Origin of the sequence: Novosphingobium sp. (assembly GCF_027489515.1) — a bacterium.
In the GTDB taxonomy this organism is placed as follows: domain Bacteria; phylum Pseudomonadota; class Alphaproteobacteria; order Sphingomonadales; family Sphingomonadaceae; genus Novosphingobium.
In genome coordinates this window covers 24799-36730 of record NZ_JAIXZS010000063.1, presented here as the reverse complement: position 1 = coordinate 36730, position 11932 = coordinate 24799, and the positions used below count along the sequence as shown (strand labels likewise).

Annotated in this window: 5 protein-coding genes and 2 pseudogenes; 5 read left to right on the top strand and 2 right to left on the bottom strand. The window is 62.5% G+C overall.

Annotated elements, in window-relative coordinates; all coding sequences use genetic code 11:
* Positions 1-4124, bottom strand: a pseudogene (locus tag Q0082_RS11285) (hypothetical protein); the annotation flags it as partial.
* Positions 4125-4569: 445 nt separating this feature from the next.
* Here Q0082_RS11285 and Q0082_RS20115 point away from each other — a divergent pair.
* The 4 genes and pseudogenes from Q0082_RS20115 to Q0082_RS11270 form a co-directional block, all read left to right on the top strand.
* Positions 4570-4680, top strand: a pseudogene (locus Q0082_RS20115) (DUF3237 family protein); the annotation flags it as partial.
* A gap of 456 nt (positions 4681-5136) precedes the next feature.
* The gene (locus Q0082_RS11280) at positions 5137-7269 is read left to right on the top strand and encodes an ATP-binding protein (protein ID WP_298192546.1); all 2133 of its coding nucleotides are present in this window, start codon (positions 5137-5139) and stop codon (positions 7267-7269) included.
* A gap of 100 nt (positions 7270-7369) precedes the next feature.
* Positions 7370-8524: an ATP-binding protein gene (locus tag Q0082_RS11275; RefSeq protein ID WP_298192544.1), complete on the top strand. Its 1155-nt coding sequence runs from the start codon at positions 7370-7372 to the stop codon at positions 8522-8524.
* Positions 8521-9231 (top strand): response regulator, encoded by a 711-nt coding sequence (locus Q0082_RS11270; protein ID WP_298192542.1) that lies wholly within the window; start codon positions 8521-8523, stop codon positions 9229-9231. The genes Q0082_RS11275 and Q0082_RS11270 overlap by 4 nt, the downstream gene beginning before the upstream one ends.
* Before the next feature lie 69 nt (positions 9232-9300).
* On the opposite strand, the gene Q0082_RS11265 is transcribed toward Q0082_RS11270, so the two are convergent.
* Positions 9301-11211: a calcium-binding protein gene (locus Q0082_RS11265; protein ID WP_298192539.1), complete on the bottom strand. Its 1911-nt coding sequence runs from the start codon at positions 11209-11211 to the stop codon at positions 9301-9303.
* A 362-nt stretch (positions 11212-11573) separates the two neighbouring features.
* On the opposite strand from Q0082_RS11265, the gene Q0082_RS11260 reads away from it, so the two are divergent.
* The gene (locus tag Q0082_RS11260) at positions 11574-11849 is read left to right on the top strand and encodes an HU family DNA-binding protein (protein ID WP_067905954.1); all 276 of its coding nucleotides are present in this window, start codon (positions 11574-11576) and stop codon (positions 11847-11849) included.
* Positions 11850-11932: the final 83 nt, after the last annotated feature.

The window sequence follows — 11932 nt, the reverse complement described above, 5'->3', positions numbered from 1 at the left end:
TCGTTGCCACCACGACCATCGAGCACATCGTCTCCCCCATTGCCTGACAGGAGATTGCCCCCGGCATTCCCGGTCAGGCTGTCGTTGCCAGCGCCGCCGATGGCATCTGCGATGTGGGTGACGGTTGCCGCAGAAATGCCGCTGGTGATGGCCGATACGATGTTCGAGCTGTCCGCCGAAAGCGTAACGACAGTGCCCCGGCCAAGTTGCGTGGCAAGATCCTGATACGTCGTCTCGAAGCCGCCTGCGATCGCGAAGATCGGAATGATGTTGGCCGCCTCAAGCACGGCACGGACCTGAACGATTTCCGGATAGTTTTCCAGAATACCGCCATCGTTGATCACGCCGTTGCCGTTGTTGGGCGTCAGAATGCCCGCAGCGGTGCCATCGGCAGCCGTGTGGAAATTGGCATCCGTGAAGACGACGACAAATCGGGCCGCATTCGATTGGTAGCCGACTTCGCCGCCTGCGCGGGCACCAAGTTGCAGAAGCGCCTCAAGCTGTGCCTCGGGTGCGTCGGCCCCGCCAGACGCAACAAAGCCTGCATAAGCATTGGTTAGATCTGTTGACGTCGCGCCGATGGACAGGCCCGTTGTGTAGGTCCAGTCTCCAGAATTGCCAAAACCGCCAAAGGCCTTGTCGCGGAACGTGGATACGCCAAATGCCGCACCGCCGCTCACCGCGTTCAGTGCGGTGACGATCTGCGGCACCAGGCTGCGCACGGTGACCACGTCATCGGCAAAGCTGCCCGTCAGATCCTGCAGGAACTGGACGTTGAGCGCGCCGGTTACCGAACCGCCACCGCCCAGATCGATGATCTGGTTTTCAATGTCGGTCTGCGTGTCGCCCGAAAGGTCGATATGGCTATCGCCCGTCGCCTGGCTTGCGTCGATCGTATCATGGCCCTGAAAATCTTCGATGCGTGCGGCACCACCATGTATCTTGTAGATATCATTGCCCGCACCGCCGGCAAGGACATCGGCGCCCGACCCGGAAATCAGTGTGTCATTGCCGTCTCCGCCCTGAAGCGTATCGTCGCCAGCGCCGCCATCGAGGGTATCGTTGCCAGTGTCGCCCTTGAGCACATTGTTGGCGGCGTTGCCCGTCAGTGTGTGGCCAGACCCGACCAGCGTTACGTTCTCGATATTGTTTGCGAGCTTCCAGTTGGTGCTGACGATCACCGTGTCGTTGCCGCCATTCACATCTTCGATGACCCGGTCGCCCGGATTCTCGATCCGGTACGTGTCATCGCCGAGACCGCCTTTCATGACGTCTGCGCCAGCGCCGCCATCAAGCGTGTCGTTGCCCGCACCGCCGGAAAGGACGTCGAGGCCCGCGCCCCCGGTGAGGACATTGTCACCGCTGTTTCCGGTCGCCCGACTGGCTGTGCCGGAGAGCGTCAGGTTCTCGACGTTGCTGCCTTCGGCCATGACGTAGTTGACCGACGAAACGATCGTATCGGTGCCGCCAGTGGCCGATTCGACAATGGTGTCGGTCCGGCTGTCCACGAGGTAGGTATCGTTGCCGTCGCCGCCGGCCAGCGTGTCATGACCGGCGCCGCCGTCCAGAACATCGTTGCCCGCCCCGCCGGTGAGCGCGTTATCGCCGCTGTTGCCGGTGGCGTGATGCGCCCCTCCGGTCAGGGTCAGGTTCTCGACATTGGTTCCGTCCGCCAAGGTGTAGTCGATAGAAGCCGCGATCGTATCGGTACCGCCGCCGGCATCTTCAACAACCACGTCTCCGACATTGTCGACGGCATATGTATCACTGCCGAGGCCACCGGTCATTGTATCCGCGCCAGCGGCGCCATCGAGCAGGTCGTTCCCGGCCGTACCAGTCAGGTGATTGTCGAGTGCATTGCCGGTTCCGCTCGACGCAGCGCCGGCCAGGACCAGGTTTTCAACATTGTCGGCAAGTGTGTAGCCGCTCACGGATGCCGTGACAGTGTCGCTGCCTTCACCAACCGCTTCGACAACGACATCTCCGAGGTTGTCCACCGAGTAGCTATCGTTGCCAACGCTGCCTGCCATGCGATCGGCTCCTGCCCCACCGTCGATGGAATTGTCTGCGGCATTGCCGGTGATCGCGTTGTCGGCAGTGTTGCCAAGGGCGCCAACCACGCCTGCCCCCAGCACGAGATTTTCAAGATTGCTGCCGAGGGTGTACCCTTCGATCAGGGCTGTGACGGTATCGGTTCCGCCATTGGCGCCTTCGACCACCAGATCGCCGTTGTTGTCGACGAAGTAGGCATCGTCGCCCAGCCCGCCATCCATCGTGTCGGCTCCAACGCCGCCGTTCAGGGTGTCATTCCCGGCGGTTCCGGTGATCGTGTTGTCGAGCGCGTTGCCAGTCCCTGTCAGCCCGGACGTGCTCAGAACCAGCTTTTCGACATTTGCAGCCAGCGTCACACTGGTGGACGCAATGACCGTATCGATGCCTTCACCGGCCTTTTCGATCACTTTGTCGCCGACATGGTCGACGTAGTAGGTGTCGTCGCCCGTGCCGCCGGTCATCCTGTCGGCACCGGTGCCACCATCGATGATATCGTTGCCGCCGCCCGTGCTGATGGTGTCCCGGCCGCCAAGCGCGTTGACGTTGTCCGCTGTGTCACCAACCTTGTGCACGCCGCCAAAGCCGAAGCCGATCACATCGGCGCTGTTGGTTCCGTAGATGTTGTTGTCAGGCTGCCAGCTTGCGTTCCCATTGATGCCATATGCTGACTCGCCCGAACCGGGGGCGCTGGCGAGCACATCGATATTGCCATCGCCGTTGAAATCGAAGTTGGCGGAAACCGCCGTTCCCAAGTGGCTTCCCGCTGCACCGGCGATCTTGGCGCCACCCATGCTCTGCGCAATGGCCGAAAGGTCGACCGTCGTGTTGCCGCCGCCCCAGATGATGTAGACAGCGCCGGCATGAATGCCGCCTTCCCTGTTGCCGGGCGCGCCGATGACGATGTCGTTGATGCCGTCGTGATTGAGATCGGTCCCTCCTGCCACGCTCATCTGGACAAAATCGCCGGGCCTTTCGGCATTGATCCTGAACCCGCCGATGCCGTTCGCAACATCGGAGAGGTTGACAGCCGCACCATCTGCCTTGCCATATACGACATAGCCATGACCGCTGCTGGCCGAGGTGACGAGGATGTCGCCACGTCCGTCGCCGTTGATATCGCCAAGCCCGGTGATCGCGGATCCGACAGCCTCGCCCGCGATGCCGTTGATCGCAAAGCCGCCGGTTCCAGCTGCCACAGCGGCAAGGTCAACCGTCGCCCCGCTGGACTTTCCGAAAACGACATAGGCGGCTCCTCCCGGGCCTGCCGCGGCATCCCCGATCAGGATTTCCGCCTTCCCGTCACCGTTCATGTCGCTGCTTGTTGCGATCACGCTGCCGATGGCGTCTCCTGCCGTCGCTCCCTTGATCTTGAAACCGCCCGTGCCCGCAGCAACGGTGCTCAAGTTCACCGCACTGGTCGTGCTCTTGCCCCAGCTGACATAGACGGCGCCAGCCTCGGCACCGCCCTGATCATTGCCCGTCGCGCCGATCAGGACATCGGCTTTGCCATCGCCATTGAGATCCCCGATAGCCGTGATGGCCTTGCCCGCGGCATCTCCGGCAGCCTCCCCCTTGAGCGCATAGCCGAACCCGCCCCCCGAATAGGGATCGGCGAGATCGATTCCTGCGATGTCCGCCTTGCCGAAGATCACAAAGCCCGCACCCGCGTCGGCCTTCATCCCCGGCGCGCCGATCAGGATCTCGCCCCGACCATCACCGTTGAGATCGGCGATCCCGCCAACTGCCGCACCGGCGTGATCGCCTGCGTTGACGCCGTCGATGATGAGCTGGGTCTTGGAATCCCCCATGCCGGTGGTTGATCCACCGATCACAGGCGCCAGTTCGATGAAGATTCGTCCGGCGCCTGCCGCCTTGTCGCTATCCTGCGGCGCACCGAAGATGATATCGGCGCGCCCGTCGCCGTTCATGTCAGTCGTTGCTGAGACGAGGGGCGGAACCGATGTGCCGGCCACAATCGGCTGGAAATCGCCTGCAGTGTTGGGTGTGAAGCGGACCGCAGCTCCAGACGCCAGAGCTCCACCAATCGAAAGCTTCGTGTTCGGCACCGGCATCGTCTTGTCCTCATCTGCGGCGAGGGCCCTGCTGATGCAAGACCAACCCATGCTTCGTGACCGGGTATCGTGCGGAACTGACAGAAAGCTGACGGCTGACCCCAGACCTCGGACAAGACACCCCCAGTGGCCTGCCGTGCGTGACAACGCCCAGCAACGATCACTATTCCGCATCGGGACCCAATAAATGACCGATCCGCAGAAGGCTGCGCCGGGCACGTCAGAAGGCGGTTCATATTTCCAAGATATCAGCGGGGGTCAGCACCGGAGAGCCCGAAAGCGTGGCGATCTGGTGCTGTCTTGATCGCCGACGAGCTTGGCAAGATCGATCAGCGTGCGATTGAAGTAATTGTGTCCGGAAGAGCGCACCAGCCAAGGATACGGGTGATCGGCTTCAACTACGTTTAGCACAGCGGCCCGCGTCGACGGGAAGACGCGCTCTACTTTCGAAGTCGCGCATGAGAAATATGCCTTTCTCAACAGCCACATCTTCGTCGGCAGCCTCACCCCCCGCGGCCGCACAGCTGTAACGATCGACGTTTTCGAAGTGACCTGACCACGCTGCATGCGCCGCTATCCCCCGCCAGCGGGGAGGACATGGCAAGGACGACACACACTATTGCGCTGCCCGGACAACGCTCCCGTGCCCCTGCCCTCCCCTGCCTTGATTGGAGCTGGAAAGTTTCTGGTCTGCATGCAAGCGCTTGCCTCCCTGCAGACGGTGGCGTGGAAATCCGGTCGTGGCGCCCCAACGGAGAGCAACGTGCTGGCAACCAATCAGCCATCTTGGACCGACCCCACATCTTTGCCGTGAAGCTGGCATTGGCCAAGGTTTGCCGGCTCGCCTGCGGGCAGCCCCCATTCATCTTCGGGCGAATGACGCCGTTGTGCCAGCGGATCGCGCAGCAACGAGACGACATTTGTCGGCCTAAGATTGTGCGGCTAGAGTTAACGCGCTGGAGAAGTGGGGGCCGGCGCGTGGCAAAGGCCCGGAAGCGAAAAGGCAAGCGGCATGCGTCAGAATTCGGAGAACGAGGATCATCTCGATCCGCGTCAACGCACTGCATTTACAGTTCGTACCCGCCGCATCCTCGCAGCCACCCGTGTCGTGGCCTATACTCTCGCCAGCCTGTTCATGCTGGTCATGATCGTACGCGGCGTGTGGCTGACCGAAGCGCAATTGCGCACCGAGGCAGACCGCTCGATTGCGGCGGCGCAAGGCGCATTGGCGGCGCTTGATCGCGGCGGGCCGCTGGATGAGCAGACCGCCGCCCCCATCCTGCGCAGTCTCGCCGCGACGGGGCTGACGCTGGCCATCGCGCCGCGATCAGCTCCGCTACCCGCCGCAAGCCCCGCAGGAGCGCAATTGCAGGTACACCCGATCAACGGAAGTGATTGGCAGCTGCTTGCAGCAGTGGATGGAGGCGCCATTGTCCGTGCGTCCTGGCACGCCAATTTCGGCTATATCGTGCTGGTAACTTTGCTCGGCATCCCGGTCATCGTAATCTTCCTGCAAATGGGCTGGCTGGTGAACCAGCCGGCGCTGCAACTCCTGTCCTATGCCCAGTCGGCGCGGGTCTCCAATGAACTGCCGCCGGAACTGCCCTGGCTCTGGGCCCCGGTCGTCGAGCGGCTGCGGCGGCTGCGCGAAAGCCAGGCGCAGATGCAGGCCTTTCTCAACAATGCGCCGATGCCGATGGCCTTCCTCGAACCGCAAGGGCTCACGATCAGCCGGATCAACCGCAGCGGCGCAGGCTATTTCGGGTTCGCGCCCGAGGAACTGGTCAATCAGGACCTGTCGCATGTCGACAAGCTCTTTCCGGATGATGGTCAGATTGTCGCAGATCAGCTGCGCGCCGTGCGGGAAAGCAAGGCTGCCGCAACGTTCGAAGCGGCCTTACGGTCGAGATCGGGGCAGGATCTGCAACTGCTGATGACGGCCTTTCCCGTGCTTGACGATGCAGGAGAGGTCCAGCTGGTCGGCTGGATCATGGTAGATGTGACCGAGGAGCGCCAGGCGCAGCAGGAACTGACCCGGTCCGCCGCCGCGCTGCACCAGTCGGAGAAGCTGGCCGCGCTCGGTTCCATGCTGGCGGGCGTCAGCCACGAACTCAACAATCCGCTGGCAGCCGTGATAGGTCAGGCCGCCATGCTGGCCGAGGATCTGCGCGAAACCCAGCATTTCGAGCGGATCACCCGCATTCGTAGGGCCGCAGACCGCTGTGCCCGGATCGTGCAGAGCTTCCTGGCCATGGCACGGCAAAGAGAGCCGGACTACCGCAGCGTCGACGTCAACGACCAGATCGGTGCCGCGATCGAACTCACCGAATACCAGATGCGCGCTGCCAATGTCCTGATTGAGACACGGCTCGCCACAGGCCTGCCCTCGATCGAAGCCGATCCTGATCAGCTCCACCAGGTTATCGTGAACCTGCTCACCAATGCGCGACAGGCACTGGAAGACTGGGATGGCGAGCGGCGGATCATCATCGAGACATCGCGCGCCGAGGGCATGGTGCGGATTGCCGTCACTGACAGCGGCAAAGGCATTCCGGACCCGATGCGCGACCGCATTTTTGATCCCTTCTTCACGACCAAGGCGCCCGGATCAGGCACCGGGATCGGCCTTTCTTATTCGCTCGGCATTGTCGCGGCACATGGCGGTACGCTTGCGATCGAGGACGTGCCGCAGGGGTCCTGTTTCGTCATCATGTTGCCGATCAGCGAAACCCAGAGCGTGGCCCCGGTAGCCCGCCCTTCGCAGAGCTTTGCCGCCAAGGGCCGCGTGCTGGTGATCGATGACGAAGTTGATGTCGCTGAAACGCTGGCCGATATGTTGAAGCGTAGCGGATTGGATGTCGAGATGGCGATTGGCGGGCGGGCCGCGCAGGACTTCCTCGCGCAAGGTACTGCGATCGATCTTGTGCTGTCCGACATCCGCATGCCCGAATGCGATGGTCCGACCATGCACACGTGGATCGGGCACCACCGGCCCGAATTGGCAGGACGTCTGGCGTTCGTCACCGGGGACACGCTGAGCGGCAAGGTGGCCGATTTCCTCGCGGAGGTCGATTGTCCGGTGCTGGAGAAGCCCTTTACACCTGCCGCCTTGCGCGAACTGATACAGAAGATGCTCGCGCCGTAACTGTTACAATCGTTACAAAGCAGGCCTCAAGGCGTGGCCGTGCTGTTACAGAGATATGCGATGCCGGGCTGTCGCAGTCGCCAAAGAAAGATTCATCACCATGCCGGTGCCCTCCGCCTCCGCTGATGGGACAAAGGCCCAGTTGTCAGCCCAATCGCTGGTCGGTGCGGTTATTGATGCCTCGCTTGACGCGGTCGTGATCGCTGACGATGCGGGCATGATCCTGCGAGTCAATCCCGCCGCTGGCGCGATCTTCGGCCATGCGCTGGAAGACATGATCGGCCAGTCGATCGGGGCGATGATCGTCCCGCCGCACATGCGCGCGGCGCATGAGCGCGGCATGGCCCGCCACGCGGCGACCGGGGAAGGTAGAGTGGTCGGCAAGCGACTTGAGCTCGATGCCTGGCACGCCGAGGGCCGGACGTTTCCGGTCGAGATCCAGATTGAGCAGATCGCGCTTGGCGAGCAGCAGGTCTACGCGGCCTTCATTCGCGATCTCACCGAACGCAAGGCGATGGAAGCCGAGATGGCGCGGCAGCGTGCCCAGCTGCACCAGCAGGAGAAGCTGACCGCGCTGGGCGCTCTGCTGGGCGGCGTGGCGCATGAACTCAACAATCCACTCGCTGTCGTGATCGGCCGCGCGGCCATTCTCGAGGACGCACTGGCGGGCACACCCGATGAGCGCGACATCGTCAAGCTGCGCGATGCTGCCAATCGCTGCCACCGCATCGTCCGCACCTTTCTTGCCATGGCGCGTGAGCCAAGGCCGATGCAGGGGCAGGTCAATCTCAACGAACTGCTGGCTGGAACTCTCGAGTTCTCGGGCTATGGCCTTCGCAATGCCGACATCGCGGTTGAAGTCGACTACGATCCCGCGGTCGTTGCGATTCCGGGAGATCATGACCGGCTGGTGCAGGCGTTCGTTGGCTTGATCACCAATGCGCAGCAGGCACTGGCGGACCATCCCGGGCCGCGCCGTCTGCGCGTCGCAACGGCGCTACACGACACACAGGTCCAGGTGACCATCGCCGACAACGGCCCCGGCATCGACGATGCCATCAAGGACCGGGTGTTCGAGCCCTTTTTCACCACGCGCGCCTTCGGAGAGGGCGGCGGGCATGGCCTCGCCATTGCGCGCGGCGTCGTTGAAAGCCATGGTGGCGCAATCGCCTTTGAGAGCAAGCGGGGACAGGGATGCGCCGTGCTGGTGCGGCTGCCGATCGACCCGGCCCCTGCGGGAGACGCTGCACGATGAATGTCCGCGCACGAATCATGGTCTGTGACGATGATGCCGACTTGCGCGACTTGCTGTTCGATCTCCTGAGCCGGGACGGCTATCAGGTCGAAACCGCCGAAGATGGCGTGGCCTTGCGCCGGCGGGTGCCAACCTTCCGCCCCGATCTTGTGATCTGCGACCTGATGATGCCGGGTGAGGACGGCCTGTCGCTCACTCGCTGGCTCCGGGCTGAAGGCCATTCCGCCGTACTGATGCTCACTGCAATGGGCAGTACGGTCGACCGCGTGGTCGGGCTGGAGATGGGCGCCGACGATTACCTCGCCAAACCGTTCGAGCCCGCCGAACTGCGCGCCCGGGTCAAGGCGGTTCTGCGCCGCACGATGTCAGCCGCGACTGCGGCGGGGCGGCCCGCCACGCGGGTCAAGGTTGGGCGCTGCGTGGTCGATACCGAACTCAAGGCGATGTTCGACGAAGACGGCGCGCGCGTCGACCTCACCGCAATGGAATACGATCTGCTCTACACGCTGATCACCCATGCCCGGCGACCGCTCTCGCGCGATCAGCTACTCGAACTTGCGCATCACAAGAAATGGGATCCCTTCGATCGCTCGATCGACATGCGGATCGCGCGACTGCGCAAGAAGATCGAGTTCGATCCCGCCAAGCCGGCGGTCCTCAAGACCGTGCGCAGCGAAGGCTACATGCTGGTCCCCGACGGCGAGTGACGGTTTGAACCCCACGGCAAAGCGGGGCCGCCGACCGGCGACCCCGCTGCAATGATCCTTCCGCTGCTGTCAGAGTACGAAGTCGGCAGCCGAAAGCGTCGTGGCACCGAAGACGTCGATCGACATGTCGGCAACCCCGTCGCCGTTGACGTCGCCATAGACCCGGATGAACTCCGCGCTGGTGGTGGTCGCGGCAAACTTCTGGCCCCAGAGATTGCCTTCCGCATTGGTGAACGGACGCGGATCCACACCCCGCCAGGTGAAGGCCTGGTTGTCGACCAGCGTGGCACTGGCATCGATCATTGAAAGGTCGATGCGATCGATCCCCGCCTCGAAATCCTTGATCTGGTCAATCCCGAAACCGGCACCGATCTTGCTGTGCGCGGTATTGTTGAAGACGAAGCGGTCAGCCCCAGCGCCGCCCCACAGGAAGTCGCTACCCTGTTCGCCATAGAGGCTGTCGTTCCCGGCGTTACCGTAGACATAGTCGTTGAGATCGCCGCCGCGCACCACGTCGTTCCCATCTTCGCCGTAGAGCCGGTCGTAGCCCAGCCCGCCGGTGATGTAGTCGTTACCCGCGCCGCCATAGACGATGTCGTTCCCGGCCTCGCCCGCGATCACGTCACTGCCAGCTGCGCCGCCGATCTCGTCATCGCCTGTGCCGCCGTACAGGATCTCGTCGGAGGTCCCCCCGTAGATGCGGTCATTGCCCGCATCACCGAACACCGTCGCACCGCCCCATTGCACTGTCAGGTAGTCGTCGCCGTCGCCGCCGCGCACGGTATTGTGGTCGCCCTGGACATTGATGCGGTCTGCACCACCTTCGCCGTAGAAAGCTGCGTCGTAGCCATATCCTTCGATGGTGTTGGCGAGCGCATTGCCGGTGATCAATTTATGGCCGGGGCTGTAGCTCTGTGTGAAGGGATTGGTGGTGTGATACGTCAGGTTCTCGACGTTGGCAGCCAGCGTGATCTGTGCGCCGGAAAACACGATCGTGTCGATGCCGCTATTGATGTCCTCGACGATGGTCGCCGATGAACCGACGACAAACATGTCATTGCCAAGCCCGCCGACCAGAGTGCCGGTACCCGACCCGGTGTAAAGCACATCGTTACCCGCACCGCCGGAAAGATAGTTGACCCCGGTACCGCCGTGGATCCAGTCGTCGCCGTCTTCGCCGTAAATGGTGTCGTCGCCATCGACGATCTGCCCGAATTTATCGCTTACGCCGCCATAGAGCTTGTCGTTGCCCGCGCCGCCGGTGATGTAGTCATTGCCGGCGCCGCCAGCGATGATGTCGTTACCTGCCTCGCCATAGGCTTTGTCAGCGCCGCCGCCCATGTAGACGGTATCATCGCCACCGCCCATCTTGGCCCAGTCCGCGCCGCCGCCCAGGTCGAGCTTGTTGGCGGAATCATTGCCCCAGACTTGGACATTGTTGCCGCCGACGCCGTTATAGGCCTCGATGTTCGTGCGCCAGTGGAAGGTTGAAAACTGCGCATCGATCCGGTCGTTGCCGCCGCCCGAATACTCATAGAGGCTGACCGCATATTCGCCGCTGACCTGGGTCAGATCGAAGATATCATCGCCGGTGCCGCCGTAGAGCTTGTTGCCGTCGACCGCCACCAGGGTGTCGTTGTTGGCGCCGCCATCGAGCAGGTCACCGCTGGCGAAGCCGGTCAGCTTGTCGTTCCCGGCTTCACCGTAGAATCTCGAGGCGCTGCTGTAGTCCAGAAACCCGTCTTCGTGGGAAATACGATCGTCGCCGGTACCGCCATAAACGGTGGCCGCACCTGAGCCGTAGATGGAGACAAGATCGTTTCCAGCACCGGTTTCGACATATTGCGTGCCACCAACCCACAAGGAAATCTGGTCGAAACCGTCGTAAGTATAAATGTTGTAGCTCTCCGAATCGTCCCAAATGGGCGACCCCTGGGAGATAGAGTCGTTGCCATCGGTGCCGTAGATGTTCTTCGCCATTGAAAATCTTCCCTGAAGTATGGCCGCGACTGCGCGGTGATGGGGATCTTCTGGCGGCTCAACGTAAGCGGCGTACCACGCGTGAAAGGGTTTACTGTCTCAATTGTAACTGGCGTGTCTCAAGCGCGAGACATAGCCGGAAGATTGTGGAACTCTGAAAGCTGAACCTCATTTTAGCGCCGGGGCGCCCTGCCGCTTCGTTCGGGAGACGCCCCGGATTGCCAAGTCGCATCCTCTCGGAGCGTTAACGCATCGAATTGGCCGAGATTCCCCCAGATTCCAGCGTTTTCTGCTTGTGCAAGGCTGGACGCAGCCTGCGCGGCGAGCTAACCGGCCCCTCCAACCGTTGGAGAATTGGGATCATGAATACTGCTGAACTCGCCGAAGCCGTTGCTGCCAGCGCTGGCCTCACCAAGGCCGATGCGAAGAAGCTGGTCGACACCGTGTTCGCGGCGATTGCCGATGCGGCTGCCAAGGGCGAGGAAGTTTCGCTGAGCGCCTTCGGGAAGTTCAAGGTCAAGGAAAGCCCGGCTCGCGAAGGCCGCAACCCCTCGACCGGCGCGACCATCCAGATCGCTGCTTCGCGCAAGCTGACCTTCGCTGCTGCCAAGTCGGTCAAGGACAAGCTGAACGGCTGAGCCATTCGGCAAGCTCCACCGGAGCTCGCCACGGTGCGGCGCGCGGGAAGCAGCCCTTCCCGCGCGCCGTTCGCGTTTCTGAA